The following is a 16,591-nucleotide window of genomic DNA, read 5'->3' as shown; positions in this document are numbered from 1 at the left end:
GACACCGCCACCCCGAGTGCGTGTGAAGCGATGAGCAAGCGTCCCAGTCCCGCCCCCGCCGCCGGCCCGCTGTCGCCGGCGGACGTCCGCGCCGTCATGGTCGGCATCATGCTCGCGATGCTGCTCGGCGCGATCGACCAGACCATCGTCTCGACCGCGCTGCCGACCATCGGCAAGACGCTCGGCGACGTCGAGCACATGCCCTGGGTGGTGACGTCCTATCTGCTCGCGGCGACCGCCGTGACGCCGCTCTACGGCAAGTTCAGCGACATCCACGGCCGCCGCATCTCGCTCCTCATCGGCATCGCGACCTTCGTGATCGGCTCGGTCGCCTGCGCGCTCGCGCCGACGATGTGGGTGCTCATCATCGCCCGCGCGGTGCAGGGGCTCGGCGGCGGCGGGCTCATCTCGCTCGCCCAGACCATCATCGCCGACATCACCACGCCGAAGGAGCGGGCCCGTTATCAGGTCTATATCGCGAGCGTGTTCATCACCTCGAGCCTGCTCGGCCCGGTGCTCGGCGGCTTCTTCGCCCAGAAGCTCCATTGGTCGATGATCTTCTGGATCAACGTGCCGCTCGGCATCGGCGCCTTCTGGATCGCCAACGCCGCCCTGAAGCGGCTGCCCCGCCACGAGCGGCGCCACCGGCTCGACATCGTCGGCGCGCTCCTGATGGCGCTCGCCACCGTCACCTTGATGCTCGCGCTGACCTGGGGCGGCGTGCGCTACCCCTGGGGCTCGCCGGAGGTGCTCGGGCTCGTCGCCGCCTCGGCGCTCTTGTGGTTCGGCTTCGCCGCCCGCCTCCTCAAGGCGGACGAGCCGCTGATCCCGCTCGCGGTCCTCAGCAACGGCGTGGTCGGCACCGGCACGCTGACGGCCTGCTTCAGCATGGGCACCTTCATCGGCCTCTCGATCTACATGCCGGTTTATTTCGAGGTCGGGCTCGGCTACCGGGCGAGCACCTCGGGCCTCCTCCTCATTCCGCTGATGGTCGGCACGGTGATCGGCGCCACCCTGTCGGGCCGCACCATGGCCTATGTCCGCCACTACAAGCGGCTGCCCATCGTCGGCCTCTCGGTCTCGGTGATCGCGACGGCGCTGCTCGCGCTCTATTGCGACCGCATGCCCCTCGTGCTGTTCGAGGTGATGCTGTTCGCGGTGAGCTTCAGCATGGGCACCGTCCTGCCGGTGACGACCGTCTGCATCCAGAACGCGGTCAGCACCCACGAACTCGGCACCGCGACGGCGACGATGAACTTCTTCCGCCAGCTCGGCGGCGCCATCATCGTCGCCGTGTTCGGCGCCATCGTCCTGAGCGGCATCTCCAACCCGAAGCTGTCGGCGACCGGCGAGGGCATCGACCCGACGGCGCTCGCCCCCGCGGACCTGCTGACGATGTTCCCGTGGGTGCTGTGGGCGGCGGCGGCGGGCTTCGCGCTCGCCTTGTTCTTCCTGCTGATGATGGAGGAGCGGCCGCTGCGCGCCAACGCCCGCCACGCCGCCGAGGCCGCCTTCGCCGACTGAGGCCTATTCCGGGATGCCGTCGACGTCCGGCGTCTTCCAGGCGAGGTGCTGGCCGCCGTCGAGGGCGATCATCTGCCCCGTCACCGACGGCATGTCGGCGAGGAAGCGCACGGCGCGGCCGAACTCGGCGAGTTCGGCGCCGTGGCCGAGCGGCACCGCCGACCATTGGCGCAGGAAGTCGGCCTCCTCCTGGCGCGGCCCCTGGAGGGTGGGCCCGGGACCGAGCCCGACCACCCGCACCTTCGGCGCGAAGGCCTGGGCGAGCGTGCGGGTCGCCGACCACAGCCCGGACTTCGACAGGCTGTAGGAGAAGAAGCGCGGCGTCGGCTTCCAAACGCGCTGATCGATGACGTTGACGACGAGGCCGCGCTCGCCCTCGCCCACCTGCGCGGCGAAGGCAGACGCGAGCAGGCAGGGCGCGACGAGGTTGATGCGCAATTGCAGCTCGAACGCCGCCGGCTCCAGGGTCTGCGGCTCGTCGTCCACGAACATCGCCGCGTTGTTGACGAGGACGCCGATCGGCCCGAGCGCCGCGCGGGCCGTCTCGACGAGCCGGCCCAGTCCGTCGAGATCGCCGAGATCGCCGACGAGCGCGGTGGCCCGCCCGCCGCGGGCGACGATGTCGCCGGCGAGCGCGTCGGCCTCGGCGCGGGACCGGGCGCAATGGATCGCCACCGCCCAGCCGTTGGCGGCGAGATCCTCGACGATCGCCCGCCCGATCCGGCGCGCGCCGCCGGTCACGAGGGCCGTCTTGACGATGCCGTCCGCCGTTTGCGTCATGAGCCGTGATTTCCTGTGCCGCCGCCGCGCTTCGTCGGGCAAAAACGGGCCGTCCGCAAGGGGGCCGGCGTCGCCGTCCCCGCGTTCACGCACCGATCTGGCGCCGCCGCGCGTGGCGTGCGAAAAGCGACGCCATGCCGGGCGGGTCCCGAAGGCGCGTCGAGCCGGCCGTTTCGGCCCCGCGCCGGACCACGAGACCCGGCGGTCCGAAGACGAGAGCCCGGGCGGGCTCGTGAGCCGGAGCGACGGGCGAGAATGCAGACCATCGTGTGCATGAAGTGGGGCACGCGCTATGGCGCCGATTATGTGAACCGCCTCTGGTCGATGATCCGGCGCAACACCCGCAACCCGACCCGTCTCCTTTGTTATACGGACGACGCCCGGGGCGTGGATCCCGGCGTGACCTGTCTGCCCGCGCTCGAGATCGAGCTTCCCGAACATCTGCGCTGGCTGCCCTGGCGTAAGATCGCCCTGTGGCGGCCGGAGCTTCCCGGCCTCGCCCCCGGAGAGCCGGCGCTCTTCGTCGATCTCGACATCGTCATCACCGGCGGCCTCGACGACTTTTTCACGTTCGAGCCCGACGCACCGTTCTGCGTCATCCGCAACTGGACGCAGGTCGAGAAGAATATCGGCAACACCACCTGCTTCCGCTTCAAGGTCGGCGCCGCGCCGAAGATCTTCACCGACATGGAGGCCGACCCGGTCTGCATCTGGCAGCGCTACCGCAACGAACAGCGCTACATCTCCGGCGAGATCGAGATCCCGATGACGTTCTGGCCGGAGCCCTGGTGCGTCAGCTTCAAGCACGGCCTGATGCCGCGCTGGCCGCTCAACTTCCTCCTGGTGCCGCGGCTGCCGCCCGACGCCCGGCTGGTCGCCTTCACCGGCAAGCCCGACCCCGACGAGGCGCGCGACGGACGCTGGCCGGCGCCCTGGTACAAGAAGACCTACAAGCACGTCCGCCGCACGCCCTGGATCGCGGAGCATTGGCAGTGAGCACGGTGCCGCGCCTCGGCATCGGCGTCCTGAGCTGGCACGGCTACGACAGCCTCGACGCCACCCTGTCGAGCTACCGCGACGGCCGCCTCTACGATCATGCCGACGAGGTGATCGTCTTCCTGCCCGAGATCACCGATCGCGGCCGCGAAGTGTGCCGGCGGCACGGCGTGCCCTTCGCCGGCTCCGCCGCCAATCTCGGCATCCTCGGCGGCTTCAAGGCCCTCGCGACCGCGATGCAGGCCGAGCGCGTCATCCTGCTCGAGAACGATTATCGCCAGATCGAGCCGCCCGCGGTCGTCGGCCCGGTCCTCGCCGCGGCGACGGCGGACATGGATGCGGGCGAGGCCGACTTCGTCCGCCTGCGCCATCGCCGCAAGCCCGGCCTGCCCTGGCAGGGCCCGAAGGTCGCGCGTTATTTCCCCCCGGACGACGCCCCGGCGGGCGTGAGGGCCGCCGCGCGGCTGCGCCGGCTGGTGCGGCCGGACAAGGCGTCGCGGCTGATCGGCACCACGCCCTACCTGTTCGACGACGCCGACCGGCGCTTTCCGGCCGCGGTCGGGCGCACGGCGACGGGCAATTTCGTCGTCGGCTCCCGCCATCTGCCCTGGTCGAACAACCCTACACTCATCGACCGCCGCTTTTTTCTCACCGGGATCATCGCGGAGGCAGAACAGCGCGTCGGGCGTCGTATGGTTAATGGTTTTCCCACCATCGAGATAGAGCTTAACGGCGGCTGGTGGAGGAACCGAAACCTCCGAATCGGAATCTCGGTCGATGGCCTCTTCAGTCAGATAAGAATGGGCGATCGCGGATATTAAGGTTTATGAAGAGTTAAGGTCCACGAATACGTTAATGATCGGTTTCTAAAACTGTTGCATTGCAGCCACAGCCAGTTCTGAAGGGGCGAATTCGGAGCAATTTGCCTCAATCATGCCTTCCAATCGCCTCGATTGAACGGCTTCTATCGATCTCAAGACGGCCCGGCGCAGACGATCTCGTAGGGCCACCAGAGAGAATTCGTTCTTACCTGGAACCACAGCATCGCTGATGCGTTCTCGGGATCGCGTACAGGAGTGACCATCATGAAAAAGCTTATCCTCGCTTCGGCCGCCGCGCTGTTCGCCACGTCGGCCATGGCTGCCGACCTGCCCGAGCCGACCCCGCCGGTCGACACGGTCGCCCCGCAGACCTACGGCCCGACCGTGTTCAACTGGACCGGCGCGTATGTCGGCGCGGACGTCGGCGGCGCCTTCGGCACCGGCAAGGCCTCCGGCCAGGTGACCGGCGTCAACACGATCTACCCGTACTCGGCTGATCCGAACACCACGGGCGTGATCGGCGGCCTCTATGCCGGCTACAACTACCAGGTCACGCCGAACTTCGTGATCGGCGCCGAGACCGACATCTCGGCCTCGAGCCTCCAGGGCAAGTCGAACGTCTCGGTCTACGGCAGCTCGTCGGCCGTGAACTACAAGTCTGAGAACCCGTGGCTCGGCACCGTGCGTGCCCGCGCCGGCGTGGTCTTCGACCGCTTCATGGTCTACGGCACCGGCGGTATGGCTTATGGCCAGCAGAAGGTGACGCTGAACAACCCGAACTATGCGGGCACCGAGATCTCCGAGGACAACACCCGCGTGGGTTGGACCGTCGGCGGCGGCGTCGAAGGCTTCGTCACCGACCACCTGACCGCCCGCGTCGAGTACCTCTACACCGACCTCGGCTCGACCACCTACTCGGACGCCTACGGCGACACCGCGAAGGTGAAGTCCAACGCGAACATCGTCCGCGCTGGCGTCGCCTACAAGTTCTGATCTCTCTTAAGAGATTTCGGAAGAAAGGCCCGGGCTTCGCCCGGGCCTTTTGCTTTTCAGGGTGGCTCGCTTTCACATTAAGAAGCGGTTGACCATAGCTTTCGAAGCATGGTGAACGAGCCTTGATCGGAATGGGTGAAAAGGCATCTTGTTGGCATCGAGCGAGGCAGGCTCAGGCTCGCCGAGTCGTGCCGCGGCGCCAAAAAAGCGCCGCGCGCAGACGGCCCGGTGCGCGGTTGAGCCGCCCCGCGTCAACGACAGGAGCCCGATCGATGAAGCGCTCTTTCACCCTCGTCGCGGCGAGCACCGCGCTCGCCGCCGTGATGGTCACGGGTGCGGCACGGGCCGACGGTCTCTACGACCCGTCCTACGGCGCGGCCGGTACCGGCGGCGGCACGGTGACGCCCTCGGGCATCAACTGGAGCGGCCCCTATATCGGCGCCACCCTCGGCTACGGCTGGGCGACCGCCAACGCGACCTACAACAATGTCGACCGCAAGCTGGAGCCCTCCGGCGGCACCGGTGGCCTCTACGGCGGCTACAATTTCCAGGTCAATCCGAACTTCATGCTCGGCGCCGAAGGCGACTTCGCCTTCAACGGCTTCTCGGAATCCGCGAACTTCCTCGGACCCGACGCGACCTTCAAATCGACCTGGCAGATGAGCGTGCGCGGCCGTGCCGGCGCGATCTTCGACCGCGTCATGGTCTACGGCACCGGCGGCGTCGCCTTCAACAACATGGAACTGAAGGCGGAAGGCGCGACCAACAATCAGGTCGCGACCGGCTGGACGATCGGCGGCGGCGTCGAAGGCGCCATCACCCAGAACATCACGGCGCGTGCGGAATATCTCTATTCGAGCTTCGACCGGCAGAATTTCGAGGTCGGCACGCCGGCCTCGAGCGATCTCACCACGGGCGTGCTGCGGGCCGGCGTCGGCTACAAGTTCTGAGCGTCGCCCGACACTCACCTTCAGGCAGACGACGCGGCGCCGGCCTCCGGCGCCGCGTCCGTTTGCGCACGGCTCAGACGGCGCGTGTCGCCTCGAACGCCGGCACGGCGGCGGCGAAGGCATCGAGCCACGCCACCAGCCGCGGATGGTTCTGCCGCCAGCGCCCGTCGAAGCGCAGATCGAGATAGCCGAGAGCGCAGGCGACCGCGATGGTGCCGACGTCGACCTCGGGTCCCGGCGGCGTGCCTTCGAGGAAATCGAGCGCACGAGCAACCTTCGCCGCCTGCCACGACACCCATTCGGGATGACGCCGGGCCTCCGGGCGGAAGCGCACCTCGTAGACCTGGAGCAGGGCCGCATCCATCAGCCCGTCGGCGAGCGCCTGGAGCTTGAGAGCGGCGAAGCGCGCGGCCGTCTCCGTCGGGATCAGAACGCCGCCGCCGGCGAGATGATCGAGATAATCGAGGATGATCGGCGAATCGTAGACCGTCGTGCCGTCGTCGAGAACGAGGACCGGGATCTTGCCGAGCGGGTTCTCGTCGTAGAAGGCCGGGTCCGGGGCACGGGTGTCGGTGTCGACCACCGTCACGGGTGCGCCGGTCACGAGGGCCGCGATGCGGGCCTTGCGCGCGAACGGCGAGGCGGGAGAGGAACGCAGGATCGGCATGAGGTTCAGTGCCCTTCGTAGGCGAGCAGGGTGCGCACGGAGACGCCTTTTTCCTTGAGGCGAGCGGAGCCGCCGAGGTCCGGCAGATCGACGATGAAGGCGGCGGCGACCACCTCGCCGCCCGAGCGGCGGACGAGTTCGATCGCCGCGTCGGCGGTGCCGCCGGTGGCGATCAGGTCGTCCACCACGAGCACCCGGTCGCCCGGCTTGATCGCGTCGGCGTGGATCTCGATCGTGTCGACGCCGTATTCGAGCGAATAATCCTGCCCGATCGTCTTCGCCGGCAGCTTGCCCTTCTTGCGGATCGGAACGAAGCCGCGGCCGAGTTCGTGGGCGACCGCGCCGCCGAGAATGAACCCGCGCGCTTCGATGCCCGCGACGAGATCGACCCCAGCGGTCAGGAACGGCCAGACGAGGCCGTCCACCGCGGCGCGGAAGCCCGCCGGATCGGCGATGAGCGTCGTGATGTCGCGAAACAGGATGCCCGGCTTCGGATAATCGGGGATCGTGCGGATGAGATCGCGCAGATCGAGTTGGCTCGCAAAGGACGTCAAGTCGCTCTCCTCCGTTCGGGGCGGATCATGCCCCGCCGGGCGCGTCGCGCAAACTGGGATTTCGCGCCGACGCCGCCGCGCCGGCTGCTCGCTTGTGCAAAGGGTTAGCCGGCTCTTGCTCCGGGCGCCATCTTCGCCAGAACCCGGCCCGCGACGACCGCGAGCCGGGCGGCGGCGGCGGGGTCGATCGCCTCGGGCGCCGTAATGATCGCATGGTCGAGGGCGCGGTCGGAGCCGATCGGGCAAGGCGGATGCTCGGGCGGCATGTCGCGGATCACCCGGGCGATCAGCGCCTGGGCCTTCGCCCGGTTCTCGGCCATCACCCGCAGGACCGAAGGCACGTCGACGTCGCCGTGCGCCGCGTGCCAGCAATCGTAATCGGTGACCATGGCGACGCTCGCGTAGCAGAGCTCCGCCTCGCGGGCGAGCTTCGCCTCCGGCATCGCCGTCATGCCGATCACCGAGGCGCCCCAGCCGCGATGCAATTCCGATTCGGCGCGGGTCGAGAATTGCGGGCCTTCCATCACCACATAGGTGCCGCCGCGGACGTGGGCGACGTCCTCGGCGCGGGCCGCGGCCTCCAGGCGATCGACCAAACCGGGGCTCACCGGATCGGCGAAGCCGACATGGGCGACGCAGCCGCCCGTGAAGAAGGTCTTCGCCCGGGCCACGGTGCGGTCGATGAACTGGTCGATGAGGACGAAGGTTCCGGGCGCCAGTTCCTCCTTCAGCGAGCCGACGGCGGAGATCGAGATCAGGTCGGTGACGCCGATCCGCTTCAGCGCATCGATGTTCGCCCGGTAGTTGATCTCGCTCGGCGACAGCCGGTGGCCGCGGCCATGGCGCGGCAGGAACGCGACGTCGATGCCGCCGAGGCGGCCACAGCGCAAGGCGTCCGACGGCCCCCCCACGGGCCTTCGACACTTTCCCAGCGCGCCTCCTCGAGCCCCGGCAGGTCATAGAGCCCCGAGCCGCCGATCACGCCCACCATCGTCTTTGCCATCGGCCCGCTCCGCCTTTTCGCCCCCGGATTTCTCCGTAAGGGATCGTGCGACCGGCCGGCAAGGCCCCTGCGCGCCGGCGCGATCGAAGGCGCAGCCCGCGCCGGGGTTGACGGACGCGGGGGTCATCGCCAGGGTCCACCCGCCGGCGACACGGCATGGGATCCGCCTTGAAACGAACCGTCCCCCAACTCTCGCGAACGATCAGCTCCCGAGCCTCGCCACGAGGCGGGGGCGTTTCGCGGCGTGGATCGACCTCATCTTCGTCGATCACGGCTTCCTGCGGCTCGCTTATCTCAACCTGCACCGGGTCGGGGGGGAGATGTGGCGTGCCGCGCAGCCGGCCCCGGCGGATTTTCGCCGCCTCGCCGCGGACAAGGGCATCCGCACGGTCGTCAACCTGCGCGGCGGGCGAGACCTCGGCGGCCTCGCCCTCGAGGAGGAGGCCTGCCGAGCGCTCGGCATCGCCCTCGTCGAGCTGCCGTTCCGCACCCGCGTCGCCCCCGCCAAGGAGACCATCCGCGAGGCGGCGGCGCTGTTCGACCGCATCGCCTATCCGGCGCTGATGCACTGCAAATCGGGCGCCGACCGCTCGGGCTTCGCCGGCGCGCTCTACCTGATCCTCAAGGAGGGTCGCAGCGCGGCGGAGGCGGAGCACCAGCTTTCGCTGCGCTATGGCCACCTCAAGGCGAGCCGCGCCGGCATTCTCGACGCCTTCCTCGAACGCTACCGCACCGAGGGCGAAGCGAACGGCCTCTCGCTCCTCGATTGGGTCGAGACGCGCTACGACCCGGCCCGCCTTCAGGCCGCGTTCAAGCCGCAGCGGCTCGCGAGCTGGCTGGTCGATCGCGTGCTGAAGCGCGAGTGAGGCGGGCTCAGCCCGACGAGGTCGCCGTCCACGGCGCCGCAGAGAGGCGGGCGGCGGCGATCACCGCCTGGGTCCGGCTGTCGACGTCGAGCTTCTGGAGGATGGCGGAGACGTGGGCCTTCACAGTCGCCTCGGAGACGTCGAGGGCATAGGCGATCTGCTTGTTGAGCATGCCCTCGCTCAGCATCATCAGGACGCGAAGCTGCTGGGGGGTCAGCGCGGCGAGACGATCGGCGTCGGCGCGCGTCGCAGAGGCGCCCTCGGCGAGGTCGATGCCGGGCGGCGTCCAGATCTCGCCGGCGAGCACCGCGGCGACCGCGCCGCGGATCGCCTCGGTGCCGAGGGATTTCGGGACGAAGCCGGCGGCGCCGAAGGCGATCGAGCGGCGGATCGCCTCGGCATCCTCGGTCGCCGACACGACGGCGACGGGCACCGCAGGAAATTGGCTGCGCAACAGGAGCAGGCCGGAGAAGCCGCGCACGCCGGGCATCGCGAGGTCGAGCAGGACGAGATCGACCTCCTCGCCGCGCTCCAGGATCGCCGCGACCTCGTCGAGCGAGCCCGCCTCTTCGATGTCGGCGCCGCCTTCGAGGCCGGCCAGGACCTGACGCAACGCCCCGCGGAACAGCGGGTGATCGTCGACGATGACGAAGCGGTGGCGTGCGGCGGCCAAGGCGGATCCTCTCGCGGGCAAGTCTTGTTGTTTGGTTCAGGTATCGCGCCTCGGGACGACGCACGCAAGCTTGAGGCGTTCCAAGGCGGCTAGCGCGCTTCGCCGCGGTCGTCCTTGACGCCGCGCAATCGGCTGGCTCCTTATGCCGCGCGAGGGCCCGCGAGCGGGCCCCTGTCACGGAGGACGCGCGAATGACGAACGTGGTGGAAGAGCGCGCCTTCGCCAAGGCCGCCCGGCGCCTGATTCCGCTGATGATGGTGCTCTACCTCGTCAGCTTCCTCGACCGGGTCAATGTCGGCTTCGCCGCGCTGACGATGAACGCCGATCTCGGCTTCACGCCGGTCGTGTTCGGCTGGGGCGCCGGCGTGTTCTTCCTCGGCTATTTCCTGTTCGAGGTGCCGAGCAACCTCGTGCTCGAGAAGGTCGGGGCCCGGCTGTGGATCTGCCGAATCATGGTGACCTGGGGCATCCTCTCGGCGGCGACCGCCTTCGTCACCGGGCCGACGAGCTTTTTCGTCGTCCGCTTCCTGCTCGGGGCGGCCGAGGCGGGCTTCCTGCCCGGCATGATCCTTTATCTCGGCTACTGGTTCCCGCTCGCGCAGCGGGCGCGCTACATCGCGCTATTCATGGCCGCCGTCCCGATCGCCAGCGCGCTCGGCGCGCCCGTCTCGGCGCTGCTCCTCGAAACCCACGGCTTCCTCGGCTTCGCCGGCTGGCAATGGCTCTTTCTGCTCGAGGGTGCGCCCGCCTGCCTGCTCGGCATTGCCGTGCTCCTGTGGCTGCCGGACGGGCCGCAGGCCGCGCCGTGGCTGACGGGCGAGGAGCGCGCGGCAATCGCCACACGGCTCGACGCCGACCACGCGATCGAGACCTCGCTCGCCCGCCATGCGCTGTGGCCGGCGCTGACGGATGCCCGGGTGATCGTGCTCGGCCTCGTCTATTTCGGCCTCGTCGTCGGGCTGTACGGCATCGGGCTGTGGCTGCCGCAGATCATGCAGGGGATGGGATATTCGACACGCCAGATCGGCCTCATCCTGATCATCCCCTACGGCCTCAGTGCCGTCGCGATGCTCGCCTGGGGCCGCCACAGCGACGCCCGCGGCGAGCGAATCCTCCACGTCGCCGGGGCCGCGGTCCTCGCCGCCATCGGCCTCGTCGCGAGCGTCCACACCGATTCACCGGCGCTCGCCATCGCCGCGGTGACGGTCGCCGCGATCGGCATCTACGGCGCCCTCGGCCCGTTCTGGGCCGTGCCGCCGCTGTTCCTGCGCGGCACCGCGGCGGCCGCGGGCATCGCTCTCATCAACTCGATCGGCAATCTCGGCGGCTTCGTCGGCCCCTATCTCGTCGGCTGGATCAAGCAGACGACCGGCCGCTATTCGGCCGGGTTCGAGGTGCTCGCGATCATCGTGTTCGCCGCCGCCGTGCTCGCCCTGATGCTGAGGCGGATGCTGAAGGCGGGCGGTTCCGCCGCCCGCTCCGGACCGGCCCGGCGCTGACGGCGCCTTATCGCGGGCGCACCAAGGCGGTGGCAAGCCCGGCGCAGACGAGGAGCGAGCCGCCGACCTTGTTGACCGCGCCCAGAATGCGCGGATTGCGGACCGCGCCGCGGGCCCGCGACGCGGCGAGCGCGTAGCCGAAGGCGTTCGCGAAGGCGAGGACGAGGAAGGTCGCCTCGAAGATCACCATCTGCGTCGCGAAGGCCGCCTTCGGGTCGAGGAATTGCGGCAGGAAGGCCACGAAGAAGGTGATGCTCTTGGGATTGAGGGCCGTCACCAGCCAGGCGTGGCCGAGCATCCGCACGGCGGAGGCGCGATCGGTGCGCGGCGCGGCGTCGAGCCCGCCGCCGGCGCGCCAGAGCTTGATTCCGAGCCAGACGAGATAGGCGGCGCCGATCCACTTGAGCACGGTGAAGACCGTCGCCGAGGCGGCGAGCAGCGCACCGATCCCGAGCATCGAGAGCGTCATGGCGGTGAAGTCGCCGAGCGCCACGCCGACCGCCATCGGTCCGGCGGCGCGCCAGCCCTGGCCGAGCGCGTAGGAGACGACGAGGAGCACCGTCGGCCCCGGGATGACGAGCAGCACCGAGGCGGCGGCGACGAAGGCAAGCCAGGTTTCGAACGACATAGACGGATCCTCCCTTTCCGCGCACTCATCCCCAGGGCGAGACGGCGCGCAAGGGGACGCGGCGCGTGGGAGGCCGTTCGCCTCAGCCGACCAGCCGCAGGGTATGCTCGGCGATCATCGCCTCTTCGTCGGTGCGGATGACGAAGACGGGAATCCGGGACGCTCGGGTCGTTACCCGCTCGGCATTCGCCGCATTCGCGGCCGGATCGAGCTCGATGCCGAGCCAGTGCATGCGCTCGAGCGCGCGGGCGCGCACCCGCCAAGCGTTCTCGCCGATGCCGCCGGCGAACACCACCGCATCGAGCCCGTTCAGCACCGCCGCCATGGCGCCGACCTCGCGGTGGATGCGGAACACGTAATAATCGATGGCGTCGCGCGCCGCCTCGGTCTCGGAGGCCTCGAGCACGCGCATGTCGTGGGAGAGCTCCGAGAGGCCCTTCAATCCGGATTCTTTGTAAAGGAGTTCCGTCAGCGCGGCCGCGTCCATGCCGCGCTCGGTCATCAGATAGAGCAGGATGCCGGGATCGAGCTGGCCGCACCGGGTGCCCATCGCGAGGCCGTCGAGGGCGGAGAAGCCCATGGTCGAGGCGATCGAGCGGCCGTTGCGCAGGGCGCACATCGACGCGCCGTTGCCGAGATGCGCCGCGACCACCCGCTTCTGCGCCACCTCGGGCGCGATCTCGGCGAGGCGGCGGGCGAGATATTCGTAGGAGAGGCCGTGGAAGCCGTAGCGGCGGATGCCCTCGTCGTAGAACCGCCGCGGCAGCGCGTAGACGTCGTTGACGAAGGGATGCGCCCGGTGGAACGCCGTGTCGAAGCAGGCGACCTGCGGCACGCCGGGGAAAGCGGCGCGGGCGGCCTCGATCCCGGCGATGTTGTGCGGCTGATGCAGCGGCGCGAGCGGGCTCAACGCCTCGACCTCGGCCATCAGCGCGTCATCGACGATCGCCGGTTCGGCATATTTGAGGCCACCGTGGACGATGCGGTGGCCGACCGCGACGACGCAGGCGTTCGGGTGGTTCTCGCCGAGCCAGCCGAGGATGGTTTCGAGCGCGGCCTTGTGATCGTGGGCATCCTCGTCCTCGGCGAGATCGCGGGAGATTTCTGGGCCGTCGGCCGGCTTCACCTCGAAGCGCGGATGGGCGCCGAAACCCTCCACCTGGCCCCGGGCCAGCAGATCGAGGGTTCCGTCCGCGATCGCAAACAGCGCGAACTTGATGGACGACGAACCGGCATTGAGGGTGACGAGGCACTCCCGCGCCGCCGCACCGGTCGTCTCGGTCGCCCCAGGGGCCACGCTCGCCCCGGTCGGGCCGTTCACCGTCGGCGGATTCGCCATGTCCGTTGTTCCTCGCTCCCGGTGGCGGCCACGCCGCCACGCCAACGCCGCCGCTTCGCCCGGCCGTCACCGCTATCTCTGCCACCAGACCGGCCGATGACATTGAGGCGGATCAGGTCGCCGGCGCATCCGTCGGCAAAGACCGGACAGCGCCGGTGGTTCCCAGCGGCGGCGCGATCAGATCGAGGCGAGGAAGCCGCCGTCGACGGGAAGGGCGACGCCGGTCACGTAGGCCGAGGCGTCGGAGACGAGAAAGATCGCGGCGCCGATCACGTCTTCGAGGCGGCCGAAGCGGGCGAGCGGGATCTTCTTCAGCATCGCCGCCTGCCAGTCCTCGTCCGCATAGAAGACGTCGGTCATCGCGGTGCGGAAATAGCCGGGCTCGATCGCGTTGACGCGGATGCCGAGCGGCGCCCACTCGGCGGCGAGCGCGCGGGTCATGCCGAGGAGCCCGCTCTTCGACGAACCGTACGGCACCGCGGTCGGCACGCCGACCTCCGACGTCAGCGAGCAGAGATTGAGGATCGCCCCGCCGCGCCCGTCGTCGCGCATGCGCCGGGCGGCCGCCTGGGCGGCGAAGAAGGCGCCCTTGAGATTGGTGTCGAGGATGCGGTCCCACAGCGCCTCGTCGACGTCGAGCGAGGGGCGGACCTCCTCGATTCCGGCATTGTTGACGAGGATATCGAGGCCGCCGAGCGCGGCCGCGGCGCCGGCCAAACCCGCTTCGAGCGCGGCGCGGTCGCTGACGTCGAGCGCGACCGGCACGGCGCGACGGCCAAGCGCCTCGACGGCCCGGGCCGTTTCGGCGAGCGCGGGCCGGGTGCGGGCGGTGATCGCCACGTCCGCCCCGGCGCGGGCGAGCCCCTCGGCGAGGGCGCGGCCGAGGCCGCGGCTCGCGCCGGTGACGAGCGCCTTGCGCCCGCTCAGATCGAACAGCGAGAGATCGGGCGCCGGGGACTTCGCCATCGGCGGATCAGAAATCGCGCTCGAAGTGGATCAGGGTCGTCAGCGCGTTGCCGGTCGGGCCGGTCGTGGGGGCGATGTACTTGTATTCGACTTCGGCACCGATCGAGAAATTGTTGATCGGCATATAGATGACGTTCGCCTGGAAGTCGGTGTTGGTGAAGTCGTAGGCGCTCGTCAGGTTCGTCACGTCGAGATAGGACGCGCCGAGATTGAGCTGCCATTGCGGCGAGAAATTGTGGGTGAGGCCGCCGCCGAAGCTCCAGGCATTGGCGAGCTGGAGCGCGTTGGTGCCGCTCTGATCGACGACGATGGCGTCCGCCGCAGCCGGCGTGGTCGAGCCGACGAGCGTAGTCGGGCCGATCGCGTTGACCGCCGCGTAGGACAGGGCGCCCTGGGTGATGTTGCCCTGGAAGGTGATGCTGTCGCCGCTGCCGAGGAAAGGTAGATTGAATTGGGCGCCGAGGCCGACGGCCCAGCCCATCTTGCTCGAATCGACGCCGTAGCCGGCCGTTTCCGTCGCCATCACGTCGTGGCTCGCCGCGGAGAGCTGCACGGCGCCCCACGACTGCGTCCAGTTGAGCTGACCGACGATGTCCGGATAACGCGCGCCGGCATAGCCGAGGCTCTCCGTTCCGGTGAAATAGCCGGGGGCGTTGATGATGCCATAACGCCGCTCCGCCGTGTCTTCGATCGAGACCGTCGCGTTGAGGCCGCTCGTCACCTTGTAGGTGTAGGCGAAGACGTTGAGCTTGTTGTCCGACCAGGCGGGCTCGTAGTTCTCTTCGTAGGTCGAGCCGGTGAAGAAGTCGTAGAACGATTGGATGCGGCCGGCGGTGAACCCGTTCCAGGAAATATAGCCCTGGTAGAGGTTCAAGTTGGTCTGGTTGCCCTGATAGGTCCGGTTGACGCTGCCGTTCGCATCGTAATTGTTGAAACGGAGATCGATGTGGCTGCGCAGGTCGCCGAACTCCGTCGCCGTGCGGGCATCGACGAAGAGCTCGCTGCGGACATAGGACAGCGAGCCGGCGAGGTCGCGATTGTACCAGCCCGGCTGGTTGTAGCCGTCGCTGCCGTTCACCCAATATTCGTAATAGACGAGCCCGCTGATGCGCATGCAGGTCTCGGTACCCGGAATATAGAAATAGCCGGTGCCCTGGGCATCGCAGACGCGGACATAATCGATCGGCTCCGGCGCGGCGGGCGTCGTGACCGCCGGCGCATCCGCCGCCATGGCCACCTGGGCCCACACACCATCACCGTTCCGAGCGATGCGAGCCCGAGACGCCGGAAAGCCTTCGACCCACCTTTCGATCCCACGACCGCTTCCCCCTACGCCCCAAACACCACCTCTGCGCGGGCCGAAGCACCGCGACGTCGGACGCCATCCAAACAGGTAACCTTTGATTAAGGAAAGAGCGCCGCGGCAACACTCGACGCCTCTTTTGTGGAAGAGTCGCAGGGCGATGCGTGAGCCGAAGCGGAATCACGACCCAGGATAGCAATCGCCGGTGATCGATTTCACTCGAACAATAATAAATATAATTCGAATATATATAAATATTCGACCCTCTGACGAAGCGTTATTGCGAAGCATATCTCAAATAGCTATCTCCTCTCCCGTGCCGCCTCTCGCAACAACCGTGAGCGACGCAAGGAATGCACCTCGGCTCCGTGAAGGTTCGCTTTCATCGACGCGCGACCTTGACTGGAACCCAATGTCCCGTGCGCTCGACCGGCCCACCGTCCGGACAGCGTGCGAACCCTAATTCTGCCCCGAACCGGAGACGACACCCGTGACCGACAAGCTCGTCGAAGCGCTCAACCGGCTGCTCAACATCGATCTGCAGTCCCATCAGATCTATCTCCAGGCCGCGGCCTGGGCGGGCGAGCATCATCTCGATGGGACGAAGGCCTTCCTGCTCCGCCATGCCACGGAGGAACTCGGCCACATGCACCGGACCTTCGAATATCTCCACGACCGCGACCTCAAGATCACCTTCGCGGCGATCCCGGCGCCGAGCTTTGCGGCGAACGACGTGACCGGCCTCCTGCGTGAGATCGCCGCCCACGAGGCGAAGGTGACCGCGGTCGTCAACGCCGCCGTCGACCTCGCCCGCGCCGAGAACGACCACGACGCCTTCCAATTCCTGCAATGGTTCGTCGCCGAGCAGCGCGAGGAGGAGGCCCTGTTCCGCACCATCATCGACAAGGTCGGCCTCCTCGCCGACGCGCCGGGGCGGCTCTACTTCATCGACGAAGAGCTCGGCCGTCAGGCGCACAAGAGCTGAGGCCGGCGCGGCGGCCACTCCTCCTCCATAATGTTCCGAGCGGC

The 16,591-nt window shown here is 68.5% G+C and carries 16 protein-coding genes and 1 pseudogene; 8 read left to right on the top strand and 9 right to left on the bottom strand.

Annotated elements, in window-relative coordinates; translation table 11 throughout:
* Window positions 1-30: 30 nt before the first annotated feature.
* Window positions 31-1,524 carry an MDR family MFS transporter gene (locus tag F0357_RS11240; protein WP_153481252.1) on the top strand — a complete coding sequence of 498 codons (1,494 nt, stop codon included), beginning with the start codon at window positions 31-33 and terminating at the stop codon, window positions 1,522-1,524.
* A gap of 3 nt (window positions 1,525-1,527) precedes the next feature.
* Here the strand turns inward: F0357_RS11240 and F0357_RS11235 are convergent, their stop codons facing one another.
* Window positions 1,528-2,304, bottom strand: a complete 777-nt coding sequence (locus tag F0357_RS11235) for an SDR family oxidoreductase (protein ID WP_153481249.1) — start codon at window positions 2,302-2,304, stop codon at window positions 1,528-1,530.
* A gap of 255 nt (window positions 2,305-2,559) precedes the next feature.
* Here F0357_RS11235 and F0357_RS11230 point away from each other — a divergent pair, with 255 nt between their 5' ends.
* The 4 genes from F0357_RS11230 to F0357_RS11215 all read left to right on the top strand — a co-directional run bounded on the left by F0357_RS11230 (window position 2,560) and on the right by F0357_RS11215 (window position 6,064).
* Window positions 2,560-3,300, top strand: a complete 741-nt coding sequence (locus F0357_RS11230; protein WP_153481246.1) for a hypothetical protein — start codon at window positions 2,560-2,562, stop codon at window positions 3,298-3,300.
* The gene (locus F0357_RS11225; RefSeq protein WP_153481243.1) at window positions 3,297-4,121 is read left to right on the top strand and encodes a hypothetical protein; all 825 of its coding nucleotides are present in this window, start codon (window positions 3,297-3,299) and stop codon (window positions 4,119-4,121) included. Before F0357_RS11230 ends, F0357_RS11225 begins: the two co-directional genes overlap by 4 nt.
* 264 nt (window positions 4,122-4,385) lie before the next feature.
* Window positions 4,386-5,114 (top strand): outer membrane protein, encoded by a 729-nt coding sequence (locus F0357_RS11220; RefSeq protein WP_153481239.1) that lies wholly within the window; start codon window positions 4,386-4,388, stop codon window positions 5,112-5,114.
* Window positions 5,115-5,386: 272 nt separating this feature from the next.
* Window positions 5,387-6,064 carry an outer membrane protein gene (locus F0357_RS11215; RefSeq protein ID WP_208948292.1) on the top strand — a complete coding sequence of 226 codons (678 nt, stop codon included), beginning with the start codon at window positions 5,387-5,389 and terminating at the stop codon, window positions 6,062-6,064.
* A gap of 73 nt (window positions 6,065-6,137) precedes the next feature.
* Here F0357_RS11215 and F0357_RS11210 read toward each other — a convergent pair whose 3' ends face one another.
* The 3 genes and pseudogenes from F0357_RS11210 to F0357_RS11200 form a co-directional block, all read right to left on the bottom strand.
* The gene (locus F0357_RS11210; protein ID WP_153481232.1) at window positions 6,138-6,731 is read right to left on the bottom strand and encodes a glutathione S-transferase family protein; all 594 of its coding nucleotides are present in this window, start codon (window positions 6,729-6,731) and stop codon (window positions 6,138-6,140) included.
* 5 nt (window positions 6,732-6,736) lie between these two features.
* Window positions 6,737-7,285, bottom strand: a complete 549-nt coding sequence (locus F0357_RS11205) for an adenine phosphoribosyltransferase (protein ID WP_153481229.1) — start codon at window positions 7,283-7,285, stop codon at window positions 6,737-6,739.
* A gap of 104 nt (window positions 7,286-7,389) precedes the next feature.
* Window positions 7,390-8,288 (bottom strand): annotated as a pseudogene (locus tag F0357_RS11200) (S-methyl-5'-thioadenosine phosphorylase).
* Window positions 8,289-8,395: 107 nt separating this feature from the next.
* Between F0357_RS11200 and F0357_RS11195 the strand changes: the two are divergent.
* Window positions 8,396-9,154, top strand: coding sequence for a fused DSP-PTPase phosphatase/NAD kinase-like protein (locus tag F0357_RS11195; RefSeq protein WP_153481226.1), 759 nt, complete (start codon window positions 8,396-8,398; stop codon window positions 9,152-9,154).
* Window positions 9,155-9,161: 7 nt separating this feature from the next.
* Here the strand turns inward: F0357_RS11195 and F0357_RS11190 are convergent, their stop codons facing one another.
* Entirely contained in the window at window positions 9,162-9,827 is a 666-nt protein-coding gene (locus tag F0357_RS11190; protein ID WP_153481224.1) for a response regulator, read from the bottom strand.
* A 191-nt stretch (window positions 9,828-10,018) separates the two neighbouring features.
* On the opposite strand from F0357_RS11190, the gene F0357_RS11185 reads away from it, so the two are divergent.
* A complete protein-coding gene (locus F0357_RS11185) occupies window positions 10,019-11,326 on the top strand; it encodes an MFS transporter (protein WP_153481220.1) in 1,308 nt (435 codons plus the stop codon).
* A gap of 7 nt (window positions 11,327-11,333) precedes the next feature.
* Here F0357_RS11185 and F0357_RS11180 read toward each other — a convergent pair whose 3' ends face one another.
* The 4 genes from F0357_RS11180 to F0357_RS11165 form a co-directional block, all read right to left on the bottom strand.
* Entirely contained in the window at window positions 11,334-11,954 is a 621-nt protein-coding gene (locus tag F0357_RS11180; protein WP_153481217.1) for a LysE family translocator, read from the bottom strand.
* 82 nt (window positions 11,955-12,036) lie between these two features.
* Complete coding sequence (locus F0357_RS11175; RefSeq protein WP_153481213.1) at window positions 12,037-13,293, bottom strand: acetate/propionate family kinase; 1,257 nt, start codon at window positions 13,291-13,293, stop codon at window positions 12,037-12,039.
* 177 nt (window positions 13,294-13,470) lie between these two features.
* On the bottom strand, window positions 13,471-14,259 hold the full coding sequence (locus tag F0357_RS11170; protein ID WP_153481208.1) for an SDR family NAD(P)-dependent oxidoreductase: 789 nt from the start codon (window positions 14,257-14,259) through the stop codon (window positions 13,471-13,473).
* Window positions 14,260-14,266: 7 nt separating this feature from the next.
* Window positions 14,267-15,508: a porin gene (locus tag F0357_RS11165; protein ID WP_153481204.1), complete on the bottom strand. Its 1,242-nt coding sequence runs from the start codon at window positions 15,506-15,508 to the stop codon at window positions 14,267-14,269.
* Window positions 15,509-16,052: 544 nt separating this feature from the next.
* Between F0357_RS11165 and F0357_RS11160 the strand changes: the two genes are divergently transcribed.
* On the top strand, window positions 16,053-16,547 hold the full coding sequence (locus F0357_RS11160) for a ferritin (protein ID WP_312861546.1): 495 nt from the start codon (window positions 16,053-16,055) through the stop codon (window positions 16,545-16,547).
* Window positions 16,548-16,591 lie beyond the last annotated feature (44 nt).

This window comes from Segnochrobactrum spirostomi, assembly GCF_009600605.1.
In the GTDB taxonomy this organism is placed as follows: domain Bacteria; phylum Pseudomonadota; class Alphaproteobacteria; order Rhizobiales; family Segnochrobactraceae; genus Segnochrobactrum; species Segnochrobactrum spirostomi.
The sequence above is the reverse complement of the archived record's forward strand: the minus strand, read 5'-3'. Positions and strand labels throughout refer to the sequence as shown.

What these genes read in the sequence shown, in the direction of transcription:
- F0357_RS11180 (WP_153481217.1), bottom strand. Translation starts at nt 11,954, where the DNA reads ATGTCGTTCGAAACCTGGCTTGCCTTCGTCGCCGCCGCCTCGGTGCTG.
- F0357_RS11240 (WP_153481252.1), top strand. Translation starts at nt 31, where the DNA reads ATGAGCAAGCGTCCCAGTCCCGCCCCCGCCGCCGGCCCGCTGTCGCCG.
- F0357_RS11185 (WP_153481220.1), top strand. Translation starts at nt 10,019, where the DNA reads ATGACGAACGTGGTGGAAGAGCGCGCCTTCGCCAAGGCCGCCCGGCGC.
- F0357_RS11210 (WP_153481232.1), bottom strand. Translation starts at nt 6,731, where the DNA reads ATGCCGATCCTGCGTTCCTCTCCCGCCTCGCCGTTCGCGCGCAAGGCC.
- F0357_RS11235 (WP_153481249.1), bottom strand. Translation starts at nt 2,304, where the DNA reads ATGACGCAAACGGCGGACGGCATCGTCAAGACGGCCCTCGTGACCGGC.
- F0357_RS11215 (WP_208948292.1), top strand. Translation starts at nt 5,387, where the DNA reads ATGAAGCGCTCTTTCACCCTCGTCGCGGCGAGCACCGCGCTCGCCGCC.
- F0357_RS11175 (WP_153481213.1), bottom strand. Translation starts at nt 13,293, where the DNA reads ATGGCGAATCCGCCGACGGTGAACGGCCCGACCGGGGCGAGCGTGGCC.
- F0357_RS11230 (WP_153481246.1), top strand. Translation starts at nt 2,560, where the DNA reads ATGCAGACCATCGTGTGCATGAAGTGGGGCACGCGCTATGGCGCCGAT.
- F0357_RS11220 (WP_153481239.1), top strand. Translation starts at nt 4,386, where the DNA reads ATGAAAAAGCTTATCCTCGCTTCGGCCGCCGCGCTGTTCGCCACGTCG.
- F0357_RS11170 (WP_153481208.1), bottom strand. Translation starts at nt 14,259, where the DNA reads ATGGCGAAGTCCCCGGCGCCCGATCTCTCGCTGTTCGATCTGAGCGGG.